Raw genomic sequence first — 21,411 nt, forward strand, 5'->3', positions numbered from 1 at the left:
TGCGGCCCGGTGCACACTGTGCACCGGGTCGCACGGCGTGCTGTCCGGCGCGCAAGCCCTGGTGGGCAAGGCCGTGGGGTGCCTCACTCCTCGGGGACGGCCCAGCGCGATCCGTCGGCCGTGGGCACCAGACCGCCGGGGAACATCGGGACGGTGTCGCCGAGCGCCTCACCGAACAGCGCCTGCGCCTGTGTCCGCGAGCCTTCGCGCATCACGTCCGAGACGATCGACGACTGGAACAGCGGCGTCGCCCCGTCCACGGCCCCGTCCGCGCCGACCGCGGCCGCGGAGCACGCGAGCTCCCCCGAGGCGGCGGCCACCTTCCCCCGCACCGACGCGGCGCCGAGGACGGCGCCCTCGCCGGAGGCGACACCGCCGACGAGCCCGACGAACGACTCGAGTTCGGAGTCGGCGCACCGGGTCACCTTCTTGGCCTGCCAGTAGTACGAGGCGTCGTCCGCGTTCATGTCGTAGAACGACATGAGGAACTCGTAGAAGAGGCCGTACTCGCGCCGGTAGCGGGCCTCGTACTCCTGGAAGCTGCGCTCTTGGTCGACGAGGCCGTCCAGCACGGTGTTGACCGACCGGGCGGCCAGCATCGCGCTGTACGTGGCGAGGTGGACACCCGAGGAGAAGACCGGGTCGACGAAGCACGCGGCGTCGCCGACAAGCACCATGCCCTCGCGCCAGAAACGGGTGTTGATGTACGAGTAGTCCTTACGGACGCGCACCTGGCCGTACGGACCCTCGGTCACCGGAGTCGCGTTCTTCAGCATGTCGCGGATCGGTTCGCACTTGTCGACCAGCCGGGCCAGCGCCTGCCGGGGGTCCCCCTGGACCTCCGCGGCCGAGTCGCGGTTCACCACCGCACCCACACTGGTGAGTTGATCGCTGAGCGGGATGTACCAGAACCAGCCCTCGTCGAACGCGGCACAGAAGATGTTGCCCGCGCTCGGTTCGGGCAGCCGGTCGCCGCCGGTGAAGTAGCCGAAGAGGGCGATGTTCTGGAAGAAGTCCGAGTAGGTGCGTGTGCCGCCGACCCCTTGGTGGATGCGGCTCTTGTTGCCGGACGCGTCGACGACGAAGGTGGAGCGCACCTCATGGCGGGTGCCCTCCCGGTCCGTGTACACGAGACCCTCGACGCGCTGCCCGCCGTCGATCACCTCGACGGCCGAGCAGCCCTCCCGGACCTCGACCCCCTTCCTGCGGGCGTTGTTGAGAAGGATCTCGTCGAACTTCATCCGCTCGACCTGGTACGCGTGGGACGTCGGCCCGGCGATGCGCGGAGAGACGGCGAACGAGAAGGACCAGGGCTCCGGGCTCGCGCCCCAGCGGAACGTACCGCCGTGCTTGCGCATGAATCCGGCGTCGGCCACCTCCTCGGAGACACCGAGGAGCGCGCAGATCCCGTGGATGGTCGAGGGCAGCAGGGACTCGCCGATCTGATAGCGGGGGAAAGTCTCCTTGTCGATGAGCAGGACGCGGTGTCCCTGGTTCGCGACAAGGGTGGCGACCGTGGACCCCGCGGGCCCACCGCCCACCACTACGACGTCGACGTTCTCGTGCTCCGGTGTGGTCATCAGGATGCTCCAGACATGGATGATGAGGTGCGGGAGTCGGCTGGGGTGAGGGTGTGTTCCCGGATGACTGCCGAGATCCGCCGCAGCGGCAGCGGTCGCAGCATGTCCTGGTGGAGGCAGTCCACGCCGTGGTGGTCGACGCCGTGCCGCGCGTAGGGCAGCCAGGACCGGAACCGGTCCCTCTCGCCGGCGGCCGACCGGCTCCGTACGGCGCTGAAGAACAGGATCCGGCCGTCGAAGACACGGGGTGTGTACGCGCGCACGAGCCGCTGGTTGTTGCGGAAGACCCGCAGGAGCGCCCCGGGATCGCCCCCGCCCAGTACGCCGCCGTGGTCGGTGTCGCGCAGCAGCTCTGCGAAGGCGTCGGGGGAGATGTCCCCGCCCGGCAGGTCGTCGCCGGCGACGCCCAGATCGGTCAACAGGCCGCGGACCATCTCCTGCTCGTCCCCCGCGTACGGCCTATCACCCTGCGGCGGGTAGCCGTCGAGCAGGGCCAGGAACTCGACCTCTGCCCCGAGCTCCTGCAACTGGACGGCCATCTCTTGCGCCACGACCGCGCCGAAGGACCAGCCGAGGAGACGGTAGGGGCCGACGGGCCGGGCGGCGCGCAGCAGGCGCACGTAGTCGGCGGCCATGTCCCGGACACAAGACGGCAGCGTGGCCGGGCCGGACGTCCCCCGCGCCTGGAATCCGTAGATCGGCTGGTCCGCGCCCAGGTGGCGGGAGAGGGCGAAGTAGCACCAGCTCAGTCCGAAGCCGGGATGCACACAGAACAGCGGGGCCCGCGTCCCGCCCGGCCGGATGGGCAAGAGGATGCCCAAGCTCTCGCGGCCGCCGTGTTCGGCGTGCGAGTCCACGAGTCGGGCCAGCCCGTCAGCCGTGGGTCGGCTGAACATCACGGACAGTTCCAGCTCAGGGCCGAACACCGCACGGATCCGTGTCAGCAGCTGGATGGCGAGGAGGGAGGTGCCTCCGAGGTCGAAGAAGTCCTCGTGTACACCCACGTGCTCCAGGCCCAACACCTGGGCGACGAGTTCACCGATCACACGGCCGGTGGGGGAGACGGGCCCGTCCGCGGCGGTGGACCGGACGTGGGCCTCGGGCAGCCGTCCACGGTCGATCTTGCCGTTGGGCGTCAGGGGCAGCCGGTCGACGGCCACGATGTCCGCGGGAATCATGTAGTCGGGCAGCGAGGTCGCCAGCTGCGCGCGCACGAGGTCCGTCGGCGGCGCGGCGCCACCCGAGGCGACCACGTAGGCGACCAGACGCTTGTCACCGGATCCGTCGAGGGCCACGACGACGCAGTCCGCGACATCGGGGTGGGACCTCAAGGCGGCTTCGACCTCCCCGGGTTCGACCCGGAAGCCGCGTACCTTCACCTGTTCGTCCGCGCGCCCCGCGAACACGATTTCGCCGCCCGCCTCCCGGCGCGCCAGGTCGCCCGTGCGGTACATACGGGCGCCGGGCGGACCGAACGGGTCCCGCACGAATGCCGCGGCCGTGTCGTCGGGGCGGCCGGCATAGCCACGCGCCACACCCGCCCCGGCGACGCACAGCTCGCCCGTGCCGCCCTCCGGCACCGGCTGCAGATCGGCATCCAGGACGTATACGTCCGTCCCGTCCAAGGGCCGTCCCAGAGGCACGACGTCCCCGATGTCGGCGGGCGACCGGATTTCGTGCTGCATGGCGCACAGGGTCACCTCGGTGGGCCCGTACAGCACCCGCACGGTGATGCCCGGACACACGTCGAGCACGCGGCGGACGGCGTCGGCGGCGACGACATCACCGCCGGTCAGCACCTCTTTGACACCCTTCAGGCAGGAAGGTGCCTCCTCCGCGACCACCCGGAAGAGGCCCGCGGTCAGATGCACCGCGGTGGCGCCGGACCCGGCGATCAGCTGAGGCAGCCGCCCGCCGTCCACCTGTCCGCCGGGAGGCAGCACGATCTCGCCGCCGGCCAACAAGGGCACCCACACCTCGTAGGTGGATATGTCGAAGGCGTAGGGCGCGTGGAACAGCACCTTGCGACGGGCGTCACCGTGCCAGCACGTATCGAGCGCCAGGTCGAGGACGTTCCGGTGGGTCACCTCGATTCCCTTGGGCTCACCGGTCGAGCCGCTCGTGTACATCACATACGCCAACTGGCTCTCGGCGAACGGCAGATCGCGAGAGACCACGGGTGCGGAACGCCAGTCGTCCGCGTCCACATCGAGGACGTACAGGCCGTCGGAGGCAAGGAGTCCTCGGTAGTGGGAGTCCACGAGCAGGCGGCGTGTCCCGCTCTCGGAGAGCACCTTGCGCATGCGGTCGACCGGATAACCGGGGTGCAACGGGACGTACGTACATCCGGCCTTGAGGATCGCGAGGAGGGATGCCACGAGGAGGGGTGTGTGCCCCTGGAGGACGGCCACCGGTGTCTCGGTGCCGACACCGGTGCGCAGCAGCGTGCTTGCGAGGCGATCCGACAGATCGTCCAAGTCCCGGTAGGTGAGCAGGAGGTCTGGGGATCGGGCCGCGACGGCGTGAGGCGTGCGCGCGGCCTGGGCGCGGAACGCCTGGGGTAGGGAGGCGACGAGGTGTGAGGGGAGTGTGGGGGCGGGGTCTGGGGGAAGGGTGGGCATGGCGGCCCGACTCCGTTCTCTTCGTTCTCTTCGTTCTGTTTGTTCTCTTTGTTCTCTTCGTGTACGTCAGTGGCTCCGCTACGTCAGTGGCTCAGCTCGGCCAGTTCATGGAGGGCCGGCGTCGACCGGGCGCCGAGCTGGAGCGCGACGTCCTTGGCCTGGTGTGCGGCGATGTAGAGGAGCGTCGCGAAGAAGAGGACCCGGACATGGGTGGCGGCGCCGACGACCCAGATGTTCTCGGGGGCCGCTTCCGGGGACACGCGGAGGCGCAGGTCGGCCGAGAGCTGGTCGACCGGGCGGGCATGACGCGGAGCCTGCTCCAGGTGGATGCTGTCGTCCGTGCGGTCATGCCAGAGCTTGGGCGGTTCGTAGCCGCACGCGCTGACGACACGGTCGACCGTGTTCACGTCCCCGTCGGGCCACTCCACCGACCACCCCGGGCCGCGGCGCCGCACGCGCACCGGGTAGTCCCGCGCCAGGCGCAGCGCGCCGCGGTCGATGTGCCCGAGCAGCTTCCTGGCGTTGGGCAGGATCAAGGCCGTGGCGTATCTACGGCCGACGGTGTGGAAGGCCCGCAGGACCGTCGACCGGGCCGGCGGCGGCAGTGTCGGCAGCCACGCGGCGAGCTCCGCGCTCACGCCCACGGCGACGTCCTGCCACGCACAGGCCCCGCTCTCGGCCAGTGCGATCTCCGCCCTGAGCCGGTGGACGGGGTCGCTCACGTTGGTGATCTGTTCGCGCAGCGGGCGGGCGTCGCACTGGCGGACGGACTCGACGATGATCCTCGTGAGTCTTGGCACCAGGTGGGGGTCCGACGGATCGAGAGACGCGATGCCCTTGGCCGCGGTGGCCGAAGGGGGCAGCAGCGGTGTCGCCGTGCGGACCGCGGGCAACTGCCCGGAGGGCGAGGCCATGGTGACGTGGCCACCCTCCCCGCACAGCAGCAGGGCGGCGTCGACGGCGGACTGCCGGGATCCCAGTACGAGGACGCGGGACCCCGGCGGCACGCGGTGCGAGAGGCGCTCGGCGGGGAACGGACTCGCCAGGAAGGCCGGGTCGTCCTGGTGGGCGCGCATGAGTTCCGGAACACGCGGCTTGTCGAGCCCCGCGGCGATCACCACGTCAGAGGCCCGCACCTCGGTGCCGTCGCTCAGTCCCACCCGGTATCCGTCCGCGTCCTTGCCGATGCTCCGTGCGCCGGCACGGGTCTGCTCGACCCGGACGCCGCGGGCGACGGCCAGGGCGGAGTACTCCTCGAAGCGCTGGGCGATGTACGCGCCGAGGAGGCCGCGCGGCACGACGTCACGTGGAGCGGGGGACAGACCGCGACCGCGCAGATAGTCCACGAAGTCGTACGGCTCGTCCGGCATCAGGGAATTGGCCTCGCACGAACTGTTGGTCAACAGGTCGGGGTGGGACTCACCGAACGCGAGGCCCCGGCCGACGTCGCGGGGGTCGACAATCCGGACGGACCGGTGCCGGGCCGCGCGCACCGCGTTGACGAAGCAGCTCACGCCCGTGGCCCCAGCCCCGATGATCAGTAGGTCGCCGTGCACGGTGCTGCCTCCCGGCTTTCGGAGCGGGTCGTGAGGCGGTCCGCGACCAGCGCGGCGAGCCGGTCGAGGCCTTCCTCGATCCATGCAGGTGTCAGGGCGCTGCAGGACAGCCGGAGCCGGTGGCGGGCGTCGGCACCGTCGTGGAAGTGGCGCAGGGGAGTCCACAGCACTCCGAACTCCTGGGCCGACCTCTCCAGAAGCCGGTCATCCACGACGAAGGGCACGGTGAGGACGACGAAGAAGCCGCCCGCCGGGGCGTTCCAGTGGATGCCGGAAGCCGCGGTCCCGCCGAAGCGGCGCTCCAGACCGGCGAGGAGGACCCGGCGATTGCCGCGGTAGTGCGCGATCGCGCGCTCGTTCGCGGCCCGCAGGCTGCACCCGGACTCCAGGAGCTTTCCGGCGATCACCGCCTGGGCGATCGGTGACGTGTTCACCGTCACCATGCTCTTGATCTTCGCGAGGTGGTCGGCGAAGAGGAGCGGGCCGCCCCGGACGTCCCCGACTCGCTGGTCCGCGACGACGAACCCGACCCGCGCCCCTGGCAGGGCCGTCTTGGCGAACGACCCCAAGTACACGACACGGCGTCCGGTGTCGAGCGCCTTGAGCGTGGGTGCGGGTGCTCCGCCGTCGTCGAACAGACCGTAGGGATTGTCTTCGAGCAGGAGCAGATCCTCCTCTTCGGCGACGCGGAGGAGCCGCCTGCGGTCCTCGACGCTCAGGCTCAGCCCCGTGGGATTGGCGAAGTCCGGGACGACGTAACACGCTCGTGGGCGCAGGCCGGTGCGGCGCGCCTCGTCCAGGACGGCGCGCAGGTCCGCGAAGTCGACCCCGCCCGACCCGCTCGCGACGGGCAGGACGGGCATACCCGCGAGACGGGCCGCCCCGGTGAGCCCCATGTACGTCGGGGAGACAGCCAGAACGGCGTCGTGCTCGGTCGCGCACAAGGCCCGCAGCACGAGGAAGAGCGCCTCCTGACACCCCACGGTGACGACGATGGAGTCGACGGGGACGTCGATGCCCTCGTCGACGGCCAGGTTCCGTGCGATCAGCTCGCCGATCACGCCCTTCGTGGGGCCGTACTGGAGCAGGGTTTCGCGGATCCGCTCCGCGGACCGGCCCTGCTCCACGGCGAGATACCGGGTGTAGCGGTCCAGGCAGCGCTGGACCGACGCGGTCTCGAAGAGGTCGTCGCACGGGCGGCCCGCGGCGAACGACACGGCATCGGGATAGGCGCCCGAGACCTCGTTCAGGAAGGTCATCGATTCCAGTACGGGATCCGCCAGCGAGGCGTGCAGATCGTCGAGGCGCAGCTCGCAGCCCTGCGAACGTCGGTCCCAAGGGGCGGCCGTGGTGCCCGTCATACTCGATCGATCTCGTTCATGACGGATCCGTCCAGGACGGTCGTCAGGCCCCGTGCCGCCTCTGGGCGCGGACAGCCCGCGAGCACCAGCGCGTCCTCGATTTCCTGCTTGAGCAGGGAGAACACGTCTGCCAGTCCACGCTCGCCGCCGACTGCGAGACCCCACAGGACCGGCCTGCCGAGCAGGACGCCCGTGGCACCCAGAGCAAGCGCCCGCAGCACGTCGGTGCCGCTGCGGATGCCGCTGTCCAGAAGGACGTCACAGGCGTCTCCGACGGCCGCGCGCACGGCGGGGAGCGCACTGACGGCGGCGACGGCGCCGTCGAGCTGGCGGCCGCCGTGGTTGGACACCACGACCGCGTCGATGCCCGCTGATGCCGCCCGGGCGGCATCAGCGGGGTCGAGGACGCCCTTCAGGATCAGCGGCAACGCGGTCTGTTCACGGAGCCACTCCAGGTCCGGCCAGCTGAGGGACGCGTCGAAAACGGCCTCGGTGTGCTCCGCGACGGTCGGGACGCGGTCGGCGCCGGGGCACGGGGCCTCATCGAGTTCGACCGGCCTGACGTGCGACGGCAGCACGAACCGCCTGCGCAGATCCCGCAACCGCCGTGCCATGCGCGGCACGTCGACCGTCAGCATCAGCCCCGGACAGCCGATCTCCTCGGCCCGCCGCACCAGACGCAGCAGTAGGGCGCGGTCATGGAGCCAGTACAGCTGGAGCAACGGCGGCCGGCCTGCCTGCGCGACCTGCTCCAGTGGCCGGCTGCTGAGCATGGCGGCCACCAGGGGCACCCCCGCCGCCGCGGCCGCCCGCGCCGTCGCGATCTCCCCCTCCGGGTGTACGAGGGCGTGGTACGCCATGGGGGCCACCGCCACGGGCATGTCGGCCTCGACGCCGAGCAGGCGCGTGGCGGTGCGGGGACGGGACACATCGGCCAGCACGCGCGGAACGAGGCGGACGCTGTCCAGAGCAGCGCGGTTGTGGGCGAGCGTCGTTTCCCGGCCGCTGCCACCGGCGATGAAGTCCCACACGTCCGCGGGCAGCCGCGCGGCCGCGGGCCGTGCCAGGTCGTCCAGACAGACCAGCGGATCGGCTGCCGGCACGGCTCCCGAAACTTCAGGGGCCTCAGGGGCGCAAGCGAGACGCTCGGACTCGACAGCCGTATACAGCGCGTGGATGTTGTTGCTCCCGAACGTCTCGGCCCCGCACCGCTCAAGCACTTCGAAGAAGAAGGTCCGCCGAGGGTGGACGGACCGGGTGAAGACCTGGAACAACCGGCCGTTGTGGTCCTCGTCCACCAGAATCCGCGACTTCCGGAGGCTGTCGATGGAGTATTCGCTCACGGCGACACGCTCGGGCAGCGCGTCGTAGTAGATGTCCGGCACATTGAGGGTCTCCACACCCTGCGTGCTCAGCCGGTCCAGCGCCTCGACGATGTTGCGCGTGCTCAGCGCGAGATGCTGTATCCCGGGCCCTCCGTGCGCCTTCAGGAATTCGTTGATCTGCCCCGGAGACGCCGTGAGGTCGGGTTCGATGATGGTGAACGTGATGTCGCCCTCGGCGTTCTGCACCACCTCGGAGTGCATGGCCTGGGAACCGACGGAGATATGCTCCTGGAACACGGACCGAAACCCGAACGCGCGCTTCCAGAACGCCACCAGACCGCTGAGCTCACCCGCCGAGACACAGACCGCGAAGTGATCCAGCTCCTCGAACCCGCCGCCACGCGCCGTGGTGTCGACCGAGCGGCCCGAGAACTCCGGAGGAAGGAGCGTCGTACGATCGACCAGCGTATGGGTGATGTCACCGAACGCCGCGATCACGGCGCCGCCTCCGTCGGAACCCCCGGGCTCGCGGACGGCCCGGGCACCGGCCCCCACCGCTGCGGCGAAGGCCGAGGGGACATCGTCCACGTGCAGGGCGATGTCTGCGACACCGTCACCGTGCCGTTCCACGTACGCGTTCGCCGCTTCTCCCTGGGTGACGACCAGGGTGATGTTTCCCTGCCGAAGGGCGAGTGAGCAGCGGTCACCACCGGAATGCGCGGCACCGGCTGTCGCGCATATCTCGAACCCGTACTTGTGCCGGAACTCGGCCGCGGTGGCGGCGGCGTCACGTACGTAGAACTCGACATAAGCGAGAGTCGGGCCACTGTCCGCGGTATGAGGGCTGGATTGATGCATGGCTGGACCACCCTTCGGCAGAGCTGAAGAACTGCGGCGGTAAAGGGGAGATCTTCGTGCGCCTCGGTTCCGGCGCCTTGAAAGACGCTGCCAGCTTCACCAACACGGCGGCCCTACACCACTGTTCGCCTGGTGCAGCAACGTGCGCCGCACGTTGCTGCACCCGAGAACGGAACTCCGGGGATGTGCAGCAAGCTGCACCACAGCTTGCTGCACGAGGCGGTGGTGGCGGACCGCCCGAGAGGGCGGGCAAGCTGCGTTCCGTGGCTGCCATGTGATTGCTCGACTGGGTCGTTCCGGTGGAGGACGACGCTGCGCCTTTCCATCCCAACGACGCAGCGGCGGTCCGCCCGTCCTTTCAGAGCCAAGGGAAACAGGATCACCATGCCCAGCACCCTCGCACTGTCGCTGCCCGCCAAGGGAGCGCCGTTCACACCGACCACCATCCAGCGGCGCCCGCTGCGTGAGAACGACGTCCGGATCGATATCAGGTTCTGCGGCGTCTGCCACACCGACCTGCACTTCGGCCACGACGACTGGGGTGGAACGCTCTTTCCTCTCGTGCCCGGACACGAGATCACCGGAGTGGTCTCGGAAGTCGGCGAAGCCGTCACCGAGTTCGAGGTGGGGGACCGGGTGGGTGTGGGCTGCATGGTCAACTCCTGCGGGGAGTGCGCCCCTTGCGCATCGGGCGAGGAGCAGTACTGCACCGAGGGCTTCGTCAAGACGTACTCGGCCGTGGACCACGACGGAACGGTGACCGCGGGCGGCTACAGTCAGTCCATCGTCGTCGTGGACCGCTTCGTCCTGCGCATCCCCGATGAACTCGAACTCGCCGGAGCGGCACCGCTGTTGTGCGCGGGCGTCACCGTCTACTCACCCCTGCGCCACTGGCACGCGGGTCCGGGCATGAAGGTCGGCGTGCTCGGCATGGGCGGCCTCGGTCACCTCGGCGTGAAGATCGCCGCGGCGATGGGCGCCGAGGTCACCCTCCTCGGCCGGTCGGCGGAGAAGAAGAACGACGCGCTGAGCTTCGGCGCCGCGCGGTTCGTGAACACCCGCGAGAGCGCGGAACTCGCCGCATTCGCAGGCCACTTCGACCTAATCGTCAATACCGTCCCCGCCCGCCTCGACCAGGACGCCTACCTGGGTCTGCTCGGCCTCGGCGGAACTCTCGTCAACGTGGGCGCACCGGGCGACCCGGTGGCGTCGTACAACGTGTTCTCCCTCCTGGGTGCCCGCCGCTCCATCGCGGGTTCGTCGATAGGCGGCATAGGGGAGACCCAGGACATGCTCGACTTCTGTGCGAAGCACCAGATCACGTCGGAGATCGAGGTGATCTCCGCTGACCGGGTCCCCGAGGCCTGGGAGAACCTGTCCGGCGCCCGCTACCGCTATGTCATCGACATCGCCACGCTCGGCACACCCTGACCGTCCGTGGCCGACGACGGCACGAGGCGTGAGCCCACAGCTCACGCCTCGTGCCGTCGTATGTCGTCGCATGCTGTGGTGTCTAGGGCGTCGCCGTCACGGTCATGCCTTCGAGGAGGAGCCGCAGGATCTGCTGCAACTCATCGGCCAGCGGCTCGGTCTCGCCCGAGGGGTGGTGGGCCCATCGGTACAGGGCTCCGAGGTAGACATCGCGCAGCACGTTACCGACGCCGATCGGCGACATCCCCGGACTCAGTTCTCCCTGGCGCACTCCGTTCTCGACGATCCTGGCGAACACCTCCGCGACATACGGCTCTTCGAGAATCGGCCGTCCCGCCTTCACCCATGCGGTGAGCATGGCGGTGGTGAGCCGCGGTTCCTCTTGGTTGATGCGGACGAGGACCGCCATGCACTCCTGGAGTTGGGCGACCGAACTGGGGGTGAACACCTTGTTCGCATCGAGTCCCGTCACGAGAGCGGCACGCCTCCTGTCACCCCAGGCACCGATGATGTCTTCCTTGCGCTGGAAGTAGTTGAAGAAAGTTCCACGCGCCACATCTGCCCGCTCGGCGATCTCGTCGATGGAGGTGTGGTCATATCCCTTCTCCACGATGAGCTCCACCGCCGCGGCATACAGTCGTTCCCGGACTCGCAGCTTGTTGCGTTCCCGGCGGCCGACCGGCGGCGTCGTCGCACTCGAGTCCATTCCGTCCCTCCTGTGTGTGGTGGCTCGCGAGGCCTGAGTGACGTGACCCGACGGCAAGGGGGACACCTGAACTCAGTCGGCCTGTGGGGCACTGGGGCGCACGGGCCTCGATCTATCTATCGCATATTTTTATACCGTAGTGCAAGTTTCACTCCGGCCCCTTCGGGGACATCTGGCGAAAATGTGACGACGCTTCGTGCTGGGCAAGGCTCTTGGCCAGGCCCGCGATGCTCTCCGGTCCCAGAAGGCGCCCGGCGGACACCTCCTGGCCGAGACTGCGGCGCAGGCGCTGGCGGAGCTGGGAGGCCATGAGGGAGTCGAGCCCGAGATCCCGCAACGACCGCCGCTCGTCAATGGTTGACGTAGGCATGCCCAACAGCGCCGCGGAGTGCTTGAGAAGCGCCTCCGCGGCGCTTTCACGGTCAGGGGGCAAGGGCGCGACCTCCTCTACGGACGTCTCAGGACCGGCGGTTCGCGCCGTCGCAGGCTCCCGGTCCTGCGCCCGTTCCCGGGCGGCCGGCGGTGATACGACGGAGTGCAGGAGGCCGGTGAGGAAGTCGCCGCCGATGGGGCCCGCGACCTTCTTGGCCAGGCCGGCGAACGACGTGGCGCACTGCTCGGTGAGGGCCGAGACGAGGGCGGGCACATGTGCCAGCGGACTGCTCGCCCGGGACGGCCGCGCAAGCCGCCGCAGGTGGATTCCGGAGAAGCGCGCCAGGACACGTCGGTCCGGTGCGATCAGGCGGACGTCGGCCCGCAGCGAGGCTCCACCGTCCTCGGACCGCAGGTCGGCGAGGCTCCAGAACTCCGGCTCCAGTTCCGCGAAGAACCGGACGGAGTCGAGGGACACGGGAACGTACGAGATGCCGTCGTCGCCCGACACGGCTCCCGGCCGGGCCGCCAGGAGAGGCCGCAGGCCGGCCTCCCAGTCGAGGCGGGACAAGGGCTGCGTCAGCCGGACACGGGCCACGGCTTCACCGTCGCGCCGCCACAGGTGCTCCACAGCCCGAAACGGGTAATCGGAGGCGGAGTCGGAGCCGTAGCCGTGGCGCTGCGCGAGCCGCCGCAGGTCTTGTGCCCCCAGATACTCCCGGCAGCGTGCGAGCACGGCGTCCAGGGCGTCCGGATCCAGGGAGGCGGCATCGTCGGCCTCGGCCCTGACGATCCGTCCCCTGGCGCAGAAGACGGGCTCGGGGACGCTGTGGAGCGAGGCCCGCACCGTGACGGTGCGGGCTTCCCCGGTTTGTCCCCGGTGCCTGTCCACGGTCACCTGAAGGGTCGTGTCGTCAGCCGCTTCGAAGGGCACGCGCACGTCGCCCAGCTTCACGTCCCGCAGTGCGAACGGCGTGGTGCGGTCGGCCTCTTGCGCGGTTTCCAGCATCGCCGCGAGATGGACGACGGGCGGCACGGGCGCGCCTTCGGGGAGCGCTGAGCCGCCGCTCCATGACGCGAGGTCGATGTGCCGGACCCGGGAGGCGGCGGGCCGGTCCGTGGCCCGGGAGTCGGCCGACTCGCGCCGGAACTGCACCACGTCCCAGGAGTAGGTGGGAAGCGACGGCACATGCCGTGCACCTCCGCCGAACCACCGCGGCCAGTCCACCCGCCCGCCCAAGGCGAAGATCCGTCCGGCGGCCCGGGCCAGTTCGGTGGGCTCGTCCTGACCCGCGTGCAGTGAGGCCACCGCGACCTCACCGTGGTCGCCGCCCAGCGTGTCGTTCATGGGGGCCACGACAACCGGATGCGGGCTGACTTCGAGGAAGACGCTCTCCGCGGCGAGGGCCACCCCTCGTACGGTGTCGGCGAACTGCACGGGACGGCGCAGATTGTCCATCCAGTAGACGGCCGTCAGCTCCGGGCCCTTGACCTCGCAGCCGTGCACGGTGGAGACCATGCCGGTCGTGCCGGGGACCGGGGAGAGGCCTGCCAGTTCCCGCAGCAGGTCGTCGCGCAGGGGGTCCATCTGCGACGAGTGCGAGGCCACGTTCACCTTCACCGAGCGGCACAGGACGCCTCGCTCCTCCCATTCCGCCCGCAGACGTGCGAGGGCCTCGGGATCGCCCGCGAGCACGGTCGTGGTGCGTGAGTTCTCGGCTGCCACGCACACCGCCCCCTCGTACGCCTCGACGTCCTCCCGGGCCCGGGCGGCCGACAGTTCGACGACGAGCATGGCACCCTGGCCCGCCACGCGCTGCATCAACCGGCTGCGTCGGCAGATCACCGCGGCCGCGTCGCCCAGTGACAGGGCACCGAACACGTGCGCCGCCGCTACCTCTCCCATGCTGTGCCCGATGCACAGATCCGGTGTCACGCCGCGTTCGCGCCAAGCGGCGGCGAGCGCCACCTGCACCGCCCACAGGACAGGCTGAACAATGCTCACGTCCTCGGGGAAGGCGGTGTCGTCGGACGTCAGTCGTTCCAGAACCGACCAGCCGAGTTCCTTGGAAACGGCCCGGTCGCATGCGTCGAGTGCCGTCCGGAAGGCGGGCGAGGAGCGGTACAGGGACCGGGTCATGCCCGCCCACTGCGACCCCTGCCCGGAGAAGGCGAACACGAGGCGCTTGTCGCCGGACCGGCCCGCCTCGGCCGTTCCGCCGTCCGCGATCGTCTCGCCCGCGGCGAGGGCGTGCAGGCGCTGGGCCACGGAGTCGTGGTCGTGGCCCACGACCCAGAGCCGGTGGGGGTGGGCGTCGCGCCGGGTGGCGGCGGCGGCACAGATGTCGGCGAGCCGGATACGGCGCCCAGGCCCGGAGGGGCCCAGGTAGGCCGCGTACTTCTCCGCCAGGCGACGGAGGGAGCCGGACGTGCGCGCGCTGAGCACCAGCAGACAGGGCTCGGCCTCGGTGGCGGAGCGGGGGGTTCCGGGCACGGGCTCGGGGACATGGGCGCCGAGGACCAGATGGGCGTTCGTACCGGACAGGCCGAAGGAGCTGACACCGATCAGGGCGCGGGAACCGGCCGGTTCCAGGGGCCGGTTGCGCGTCACCACGCGCACGGGGAAGTCGTCCTGTGCCGGCAAGGGGTGCGACTCTTCGAGGTGCAGCGACGCCGGTATGACACCGTGGCGCAGCATGAGCACCGACTTGATCAGCCCGGCCATGCCCGCGGCGGCCTCGGCGTGCCCGAGGTTGGTCTTGACCGATCCGGTGAGGAGCGGCCGGTCCGCGCGCCGTCCTGGGCCTGCGGCCTCGGCGAGCGCCTGGAGTTCCACGCCGTCCCCGACGCGTGTTCCTGTGCCGTGCGCCTCGACGTAGTCGAGCTCCGAGGGCTCGACACCGGCACTGCGACAGGCATCGCGCACCATGGCGGCCTGGCCCTCCACGGACGGGTGGAGCAGAAGCCCGCTGGCCGCACCGTCGTTGGTGGTCGCACTGCCGAGCAGGACCGCGTGGACGGCGTCGCAGTCCCGGAGCGCGTCGTCCAGTCGCTTGAGCACCACCACGCCCACGCCTTCGCTGCGTACGAATCCGTCAGCGCGAGCGTCGCCGAATCGGCAGCGGCCCTCAGGGGAGAGCATGTCTCCCTGGGAGTACGCGACGAAGTCGTGCGGAGACAGGATGACGTTGACACCCGCGGCGATGCACAGGTCGCTCTCGCCGGTGAGCAGACTCTGGCGCGCGGCGTGCACGGCGACCAGCGACGAGGAGCACGCGGTGTCCAGGACGACGCTCGGCCCGCGCAGGTCGAGGGCGTAGGAGACGCGTCCGGCCGTGACAGCGCGCAGTCGGCTGCCCACCATGCTGCGGACGTCGGGGTCGTGGCTCCGGGGGTCGGTCTCCGCGTACTCCGATGTCGCCTGTCCGACGAACACGCCACCGCGACTGCCCGCCAGCTGGGAGGGGCGTATCCCGGCCGACTCCAGGGCTTCCCACACGACGTGCAGCAGCAGGCGCTGCTGCGGATCCATGGTGTGGGCTTCCACCGGTGAGATGCCAAAGAAGGCCGCGTCGAAGCCAAAGGGATCGACGAGGAATCCGCCGTGCCGGGAGACGGTTCGGCCGCGGGTCATGGGGGTCGAGTCGTGCCACTCGCTCATGTCGAAGCGGTCGGCAGGGACCGGGGTGACGTTGTCCGCGTTGGCCGTGAGTACGTCCCACAGCTCATCGACGCTTTCGATCCCCGGCAGCCGGCACCCCATGCCGACTATCGCGATGGGGGGCATGTCCGACGGTTCTGTACGCACGCACGACTCCAAGTCTCACGGCACGGGCAGCGACACAGATGATCGTCATAAACGGGGTCCAAAAATAGACTCACGACTACTTTTCACCCCCGCATCGTCGACTCTTGACGAAGCCTTGGGCCCAGGCAGAGACGGGCGAACTCTTTATACGTCTTCGCCCGTTATGCACAGTGACAAGAACTTGAACCTGCGTCAAGAATTTTGAACTTGCGTCCATCTATGGCCCCATGTTTATTCTTGATGCATAGTCATGCCGAGAGGTAGGGGGAGGACTGTGGATATCGCCCAGATCGTTCCGCTGTTGGGTGATGAGGATCTGGCGGCCTATCAGTTTCTTGTCACAACCGGCGGATCCACCCTCGAGAAACTGGCGAGGAGTCTGGGCTGGGGTCCGGAACAGACGGAGCGAGTGCTGTCCAGACTCAGAAGGATGAAGCTGGCGCGGTCCCGGGCGGAGGGCCGCGACGACTGGATCGCCGTGCACCCGGAAACGGTCAGGCTCCAGTACGCGAAACCTCTTTCGGGCGTCATCGACGCGTGGCAGGCGCAGTTGGACGGACTTCGCGAGCAGCTCGACACGCTCTCCGGCCTGTGCGCCGACGGCGTGGAAAGCGGCGGCCCCAGTCCCGTCGTCACGATCGAGGGCGCGTCCGCCATCCGTACCGCCCTTGAGGACCGCGCGGCACGGTGCACCGAGGAGGTGTTCGCCGTGCAACCCCTGGGGCGGGGAGCCCCGACTGCCGCCCACAGCGTGCTCGGCCCGGCCTCCGGGCTGGTTCCGCCGACGGTCAGCCTGCGCGTGCTGCTTCCGCACCTGTCCCGTTACGACGCGGAGGTGCGCGACTGCGTCGAGGAGATCTCGGCGGCGGGGGGCGAGGTCCGGACCACCGCCGCGTCCCTGCCCGCGCTCATCGCCTTCGACCGTTCGGTCGTGTTCCTGCTGGACGGCGAGGAAGCGGGCAGGGCGCACATGGTGAAGCACGAAGCCTTAGTGGAGTTCATCCTGCACACGGTGGTGAGCGCCTGGGCGACCAGCGTCGTCTTCCAGAGGACGGGCGGCAACAACAGAATCCCGGAGTGGCTCACCCAGGAGACGAAGACCGCGATCGTTCAGCTGCTCGCCGCCGGGTACAAGGACGAAGTGGTGGCCAGGCGCCTGGGCATCGGTGTGCGGACCTGCCGGAAGTACATCGCCGAGATGTTCGGGGATCTGGGAGCGCAGAGCCGGTTCCAGGCCGGTTGGATCATTCGCGATCACATGCTCGTGTCCGGCCCCGAAAGGCCCGTGGCGAACACGGCGTGACCTGACGGGGCACACCTCGAAGGTCTCGGCTCAGGGCGGAACGGAAGAACGTTGCCGCATCCGTAAGTGACTGACGGGTGCGGCAACGTTCGGATCAGCGTGCGCGGATCAACGTGTGAGTATCGCGGTGAGGGCCGTGGTGAGCTCGCGCTCCGGATCGTCCGCCGCCTGCTTGCCGCGCCAGGCCACGACGGCGTCGGGGCGGATCAGCGTGGCACCGGTCGGTTCGACCCCGTAACGGCCGCACCAGACGTCGTCGCCGTCGACGAAGCGATCACCGAGGCGATGCGCGGCCAGGGTGACGCCGAGTCGGCGGGCGACCTTTTCGGCGGCCGTGACCCACTCCGGGGCTTCGTACCCGGCAAGGAGCACGAAACCGCGGCCGAACAGATCGTGGGTGGAGAGCGTCCGCGGACCGTCGGTGAGCACGACGTGCGGAGCCCGGCCGCCGGGGCGCCCGGTGGGGTGCCACGGATCCTCCTGAAGGCTGCCGTCGTCGTCGGCCTCGGTGCGGACCGCGGTGGAGTGGCACCGAAAGCCCAGGAACTCCTTGGCCATGGGGATGGGGGCGTTGGGGTCGGCCGGGTTGTAGCTGGCGGGCACGCGGCCTTCGGAGATCTTCGCCAGTTCGACCTCACGCTCAAGAGTGATGTCGATGAGCGGGCGCCGCTCGATCTCGTACGTGTTCAGCAGGCCGGGCCCGGCCTGCCCGGTGAGCACCAGCGCGAGCCGCCAGGACAGGTCGTAGGCGTCCTGAATGGCGAGGTTGCCGCCCTGGCCGCCATTGGGCGGGCAGGCGTGCGCGGAGTCACCGGCCAAGAAGACGCGGCCCTCGCGGAACCGTTCGGCCATTTTGTGGTTGATGGGGAAGAAGCGGGCGTTGACGAAGGTGACGTCGATCTCGGGGTCACCGATGGCGTGACGGATCCGCTCCAGGCAGCGGCTCTCGGTGAAGTCCTCCGCTGTCTCTCCCCGTTCGGGGAAGTAATCGACCCACAGGGTGTGCCGCTCGGAGCCGTCCAGGATGAAGCTGGAACCGCTGCCGGGCATCCCGATCACCTCGACCGCGCCCTTTTCCACGTAACGCGTCAGATCGGCCTCAAAAGTGAGGATGTACATGTGGCCGATGACTCCACTGCCTTCGACGGGAATGCCGAGCGCCTCCCGGACCGGGCTCATGTTCCCGTCGGCCGCCACCATGTAGTCCGCCTCGACCACATGCTCACGCCCGGTGGACACGTCACGCAGTGTCGCGGTGACCTTCTCGTCGTCCTGGACGAAGGAGACCATCTCGGTGCCGAGGCACACCTCCGCGCCGGCCTCCTCGGCGCTCGTGCGGAGGATCTCCTCGACCTGGGCCTGCGACACCCACGCCAGCGGCGGCACCGAGGAGAGCTCCTGCGGGTCGGGCTGCCCGGCCAGCGGGTCGAGGTAGCGTCGCTCGGGATCGGCTATGGACGTGCCGTGGCTGATGCGGGGCCACTGGGCGTCCCCGAGGGCGCTGCGGATCCGCTGTGCCACGCCGGGCAGTGTGTTGAGCAACTCCTGAGAACGCGTGTTGAGCCCCCACGCCTTCGGCAGTGTGGACGTATTCGGCCGACGCTCCACCAGCAGCGGGCGCACACCGCGTGCGGCAAGGCTCAAAGCGGTGGTGAGCCCGGTGTAGGCGCCTCCGACGATGAGTACGGGAACTCGCGGGACTGACATGGCATCTGCCTCCGTTGCTGCTGTGTTCAGAGCGGACCGGACCGGACCGGATCGGATCGGCCCGGCTCATTCGCCGGAATTACGCACGCCATCCACGGAGTTCGGCTGCTGAATTCGCGCACCATGCGATGCCGGTTAGGTGTACGCCGCGTCGGCAAAGGGCCGTTCCTCTTTGTTCCGGGCTGACTTCAGGCGGCACTGGGAACCCCGTCGAAGAAGGTTTTCACGTGGCGTGGTTACGCGACCAGCTTGACAATCCGTCGGGCACTCCGGCCACCTTCGGACAGTGCAGCAAGTTGTCGGGCACGTTCCTGCACAACTGTGCCGCCATGCCTGCCGCGGGTGTTCTTTCTCCGGAGGCCCTATTCCGGAATAGGTGTGTGATTCGGGCGCCTCACACGGTGCGCCGCTGACGTGGCGCATGTGAGGGCTCAGACACTGCAAAACCTTGACGTCGTGGTCCGCCAACTCGGCCGCACGCCGGGCATACGGAGCGAGCTGCTGGGTGTCGTACGGGTAACCGAGCCAGTCCGATGCCGCGATGGCGCCCACCAGCATCTGGTACGCGCTCCGTTCTGCGACCTCAGTTGACAGGTGACTCACGCTCTGTCTCCGCGGGTTCCCCCGACGATGTCACTCCCAAAAAGAACAGGCTTCTTCGCGCGTGCTGCGTTCTCAGACAGCTTGGTCACCCCCTCGCAAGGCGCGGGTCCGTCAGCTCTGCCCGGTCGTCAGCGCCGTCTCGAAATGCTTCGCCACATCGTCGATCACCTCGGTGTGGTGGAACGCGGTGTCATGGACCAGATCAAGGGGGAGCCGCCCGCGCACGGTCGCCGCCCCGCCGGAGAGACGGAGGGGGATGTCGCGGCACTGCGGTGTCCGTGGCCGCTTGAAGTGTTGTCACCCGCGCTGCCGGTGGCCTGCCGCTGCGGTCGGGCCATGGGCCTGCCTGCCCACTGCCCTGCGTGGCCGAGGGCATGTGCGGCTGGTCACGCGGGGCGGTGAGATGGCCGCCATAGCGTCGGGCCGAGCAGCGCAGTGGCTGCTTGGCACCGGTAGCGCAGGGTCAGGCGGGCAGCGGCGCCGGGGAGCCGCTGGCGGCGGAGATGAAGGCGTGTGGAGGTGGAGCGCTGGGCTCCAGGCGGGGGTGACGTGTACTCAGGCGAGGCGGGTGCGGATGAGGTCGTGGGTGAGGCGGGTGAAGGCACGTGTGGCGGCGCTTTGGTAGGCGTCGGTGCGGGTGAGGAAGGCGACGGTGCGGGTGGGCAGGGGCGGGTCGAGGGGGCAGGGTGTGAGGTGCGGGTGGTCGTGGGTGATGGCGTCGGGGAGCACGGTGGCCAGTGTGGTGCGCTGGACGATCTCGGTGAGGGCCTGGATGGAGTTGGCCTCCACTGCGATGCGCGGACTGACGCCGTGCCGTTTGAAGTAGGCGTCGATGTGGCCGCGGGTGGCGAAGTCGCCGCTCAGCAAGGCCAGGTGGCGTTCGGTGAGGTCGCCGACAGGCAGGGGGAGTTCGTGCTCGGCGGAATGGCGGGTGCTGGTGACGAGGGTGAGTGTTTCGGTGAATAGTTCGGTAGCGGTGATGCCGGGCTGGTGAGTGCCGGTAAAGGCGATGCCGAGGTCGATCTCGTCGGTGAGCAGACCGCTTTCGATGCGGTCCTGGGACATCTCCCGCAAGGTCAGGGCGATGCCGGGATGGCGGGTTCGCAGTTCGGCGGCGAGCGGGCCGGTGAGGTAGGCGGTGAAGGTGGGGGTGACCGCCAGGCGCAAGTGGCCGCGGGTGAGGTCGTGCACGTCGTGGACGGCGCGTTCGGCGGCGGCGAGGTCGCGCAGGGCGTGGCGGGCGTGGTGGACGTACGCCGCGCCGGCGTCGGTCAGGCGCACGGTGCGTCCGGTGCGGTCCAGCAGTTGTACGCCCAGGATCCGCTCCAGCTGCTTGATCTGCTGGGAGAGGGTGGGCTGGGAGACGTGCAGCTCCTCGGCGGCACGGGTGAAGGTGCCGTTCTCGGCGACGGCGAGCAGGTAGCGCAGGTGACGCAGGTCCGGGGCCATGAGACCACTATAGATGCAAACTATAGGTCTTATGGGTATCGAGTCTTGGACTCTATAGGTAATGGTCATGCAGGGTGGATTCCGCCAGCCCGATAAGGGCGGCACCACCGAAAGGGAGTGACCCATGCATGACCTCGCTGAGGGCGTCGCACGGTTTCAGCGGGAGGTCTTCCCCGCCAAGAAGGGCCTGTTCGCCCACCTCGGCGGCCACCACGCCCCGCATACGCTGTTCATCAGCTGCTCGGACGCCCGTGTCGTCCCGGAGCTGATCTGCGCCAGCGAGCCGGGCGAGCTGTTCGTGATCCGTACCGCCGGCAACCTGGTGCCCGCCCACGGCCCGGGTTTTGACGGGGTCACGGCGAGCATCGAGTACGCCATCGCCGTACTGGGCGTGAAGAACATCGTGGTCTGCGGGCACTCGGCGTGCGGCGCGATGACCGCCCTCGCCCAGGACCACGACCTGTCCGGCACTCCGGCGGTCGCCGGCTGGCTGCAACACGCGGACGCCTCCCGGGCCCGCACCGCAGCCGCCGACGACGTAGCCGCACTGGTACGGCAGAACGTACGCGCCCAACTCGCCAACCTGGCCACCCACCCCTGCGTCGCCCGCGCACTGGCGCACCAGACGGTCACCCTGCACGGCTGGGTTTACGACATTCCCACCGGCAGCGTCGGAACACTCGACTCCACCACCCGCCCCACCGCCCTCGCCACCTGACCACCCCCACTTC

Annotated in this window: 12 protein-coding genes; 3 read left to right on the top strand and 9 right to left on the bottom strand. The window is 69.4% G+C overall.

Going from position 1 to position 21,411, the window contains the following annotated elements:
• Nucleotides 1-83 precede the first annotated feature (83 nt).
• The 5 genes from CP975_RS34415 to hppD form a co-directional block, all read right to left on the bottom strand.
• Entirely contained in the window at nt 84-1,580 is a 1,497-nt protein-coding gene (locus CP975_RS34415) for a tryptophan 7-halogenase (RefSeq protein WP_055527497.1), read from the bottom strand.
• Nucleotides 1,580-4,201 carry an amino acid adenylation domain-containing protein gene (locus tag CP975_RS34420; RefSeq protein ID WP_150477730.1) on the bottom strand — a complete coding sequence of 874 codons (2,622 nt, stop codon included), beginning with the start codon at nt 4,199-4,201 and terminating at the stop codon, nt 1,580-1,582. Before CP975_RS34420 ends, CP975_RS34415 begins: the two co-directional genes overlap by 1 nt.
• An 83-nt stretch (nt 4,202-4,284) precedes the next feature.
• The gene (locus CP975_RS34425; RefSeq protein WP_167532788.1) at nt 4,285-5,757 is read right to left on the bottom strand and encodes an FAD/NAD(P)-binding protein; all 1,473 of its coding nucleotides are present in this window, start codon (nt 5,755-5,757) and stop codon (nt 4,285-4,287) included.
• Entirely contained in the window at nt 5,739-7,118 is a 1,380-nt protein-coding gene (locus CP975_RS34430) for an aminotransferase-like domain-containing protein (RefSeq protein WP_055532141.1), read from the bottom strand. Before CP975_RS34430 ends, CP975_RS34425 begins: the two co-directional genes overlap by 19 nt.
• Nucleotides 7,115-9,301 carry a 4-hydroxyphenylpyruvate dioxygenase gene (gene hppD / locus CP975_RS36135; protein WP_246201732.1) on the bottom strand — a complete coding sequence of 729 codons (2,187 nt, stop codon included), beginning with the start codon at nt 9,299-9,301 and terminating at the stop codon, nt 7,115-7,117. Before hppD ends, CP975_RS34430 begins: the two co-directional genes overlap by 4 nt.
• Before the next feature lie 384 nt (nt 9,302-9,685).
• On the opposite strand from hppD, the gene CP975_RS34445 reads away from it, so the two are divergent.
• Nucleotides 9,686-10,732 (top strand): NAD(P)-dependent alcohol dehydrogenase, encoded by a 1,047-nt coding sequence (locus CP975_RS34445; protein ID WP_055532139.1) that lies wholly within the window; start codon nt 9,686-9,688, stop codon nt 10,730-10,732.
• An 82-nt stretch (nt 10,733-10,814) separates the two neighbouring features.
• On the opposite strand, the gene CP975_RS34450 is transcribed toward CP975_RS34445, so the two are convergent.
• Nucleotides 10,815-11,438, bottom strand: coding sequence for a TetR/AcrR family transcriptional regulator (locus tag CP975_RS34450; RefSeq protein WP_055532137.1), 624 nt, complete (start codon nt 11,436-11,438; stop codon nt 10,815-10,817).
• A 148-nt stretch (nt 11,439-11,586) separates the two neighbouring features.
• The gene (locus CP975_RS34455) at nt 11,587-15,618 is read right to left on the bottom strand and encodes a type I polyketide synthase (RefSeq protein WP_150477732.1); all 4,032 of its coding nucleotides are present in this window, start codon (nt 15,616-15,618) and stop codon (nt 11,587-11,589) included.
• 430 nt (nt 15,619-16,048) lie between these two features.
• On the opposite strand from CP975_RS34455, the gene CP975_RS34460 reads away from it, so the two are divergent.
• A complete protein-coding gene (locus CP975_RS34460; RefSeq protein ID WP_055532133.1) occupies nt 16,049-16,921 on the top strand; it encodes a helix-turn-helix domain-containing protein in 873 nt (290 codons plus the stop codon).
• Nucleotides 16,922-17,029: 108 nt separating this feature from the next.
• Here CP975_RS34460 and CP975_RS34465 read toward each other — a convergent pair whose 3' ends face one another.
• Both CP975_RS34465 and cynR read right to left on the bottom strand, forming a co-directional pair.
• Nucleotides 17,030-18,628: an FAD-dependent monooxygenase gene (locus CP975_RS34465; protein ID WP_150477733.1), complete on the bottom strand. Its 1,599-nt coding sequence runs from the start codon at nt 18,626-18,628 to the stop codon at nt 17,030-17,032.
• A gap of 1,158 nt (nt 18,629-19,786) precedes the next feature.
• Nucleotides 19,787-20,680, bottom strand: coding sequence for a transcriptional regulator CynR (cynR, locus tag CP975_RS34470; RefSeq protein WP_150477734.1), 894 nt, complete (start codon nt 20,678-20,680; stop codon nt 19,787-19,789).
• A 124-nt stretch (nt 20,681-20,804) separates the two neighbouring features.
• On the opposite strand from cynR, the gene CP975_RS34475 reads away from it, so the two are divergent.
• Nucleotides 20,805-21,398 carry a carbonic anhydrase gene (locus CP975_RS34475; RefSeq protein WP_150477735.1) on the top strand — a complete coding sequence of 198 codons (594 nt, stop codon included), beginning with the start codon at nt 20,805-20,807 and terminating at the stop codon, nt 21,396-21,398.
• Nucleotides 21,399-21,411 lie beyond the last annotated feature (13 nt).

This window comes from Streptomyces alboniger (genome assembly GCF_008704395.1).
In the GTDB taxonomy this organism is placed as follows: domain Bacteria; phylum Actinomycetota; class Actinomycetes; order Streptomycetales; family Streptomycetaceae; genus Streptomyces; species Streptomyces alboniger.

What these genes read in the sequence shown, in the direction of transcription:
- CP975_RS34415 (WP_055527497.1), bottom strand. Translation starts at nt 1,580, where the DNA reads ATGACCACACCGGAGCACGAGAACGTCGACGTCGTAGTGGTGGGCGGT.
- CP975_RS34420 (WP_150477730.1), bottom strand. Translation starts at nt 4,201, where the DNA reads ATGCCCACCCTTCCCCCAGACCCCGCCCCCACACTCCCCTCACACCTC.
- CP975_RS34430 (WP_055532141.1), bottom strand. Translation starts at nt 7,118, where the DNA reads ATGACGGGCACCACGGCCGCCCCTTGGGACCGACGTTCGCAGGGCTGC.
- hppD (WP_246201732.1), bottom strand. Translation starts at nt 9,301, where the DNA reads ATGCATCAATCCAGCCCTCATACCGCGGACAGTGGCCCGACTCTCGCT.
- CP975_RS34445 (WP_055532139.1), top strand. Translation starts at nt 9,686, where the DNA reads ATGCCCAGCACCCTCGCACTGTCGCTGCCCGCCAAGGGAGCGCCGTTC.
- CP975_RS34450 (WP_055532137.1), bottom strand. Translation starts at nt 11,438, where the DNA reads ATGGACTCGAGTGCGACGACGCCGCCGGTCGGCCGCCGGGAACGCAAC.
- CP975_RS34460 (WP_055532133.1), top strand. Translation starts at nt 16,049, where the DNA reads ATGAAGCTGGCGCGGTCCCGGGCGGAGGGCCGCGACGACTGGATCGCC.
- CP975_RS34465 (WP_150477733.1), bottom strand. Translation starts at nt 18,628, where the DNA reads ATGTCAGTCCCGCGAGTTCCCGTACTCATCGTCGGAGGCGCCTACACC.
- cynR (WP_150477734.1), bottom strand. Translation starts at nt 20,680, where the DNA reads ATGGCCCCGGACCTGCGTCACCTGCGCTACCTGCTCGCCGTCGCCGAG.
- CP975_RS34475 (WP_150477735.1), top strand. Translation starts at nt 20,805, where the DNA reads ATGCATGACCTCGCTGAGGGCGTCGCACGGTTTCAGCGGGAGGTCTTC.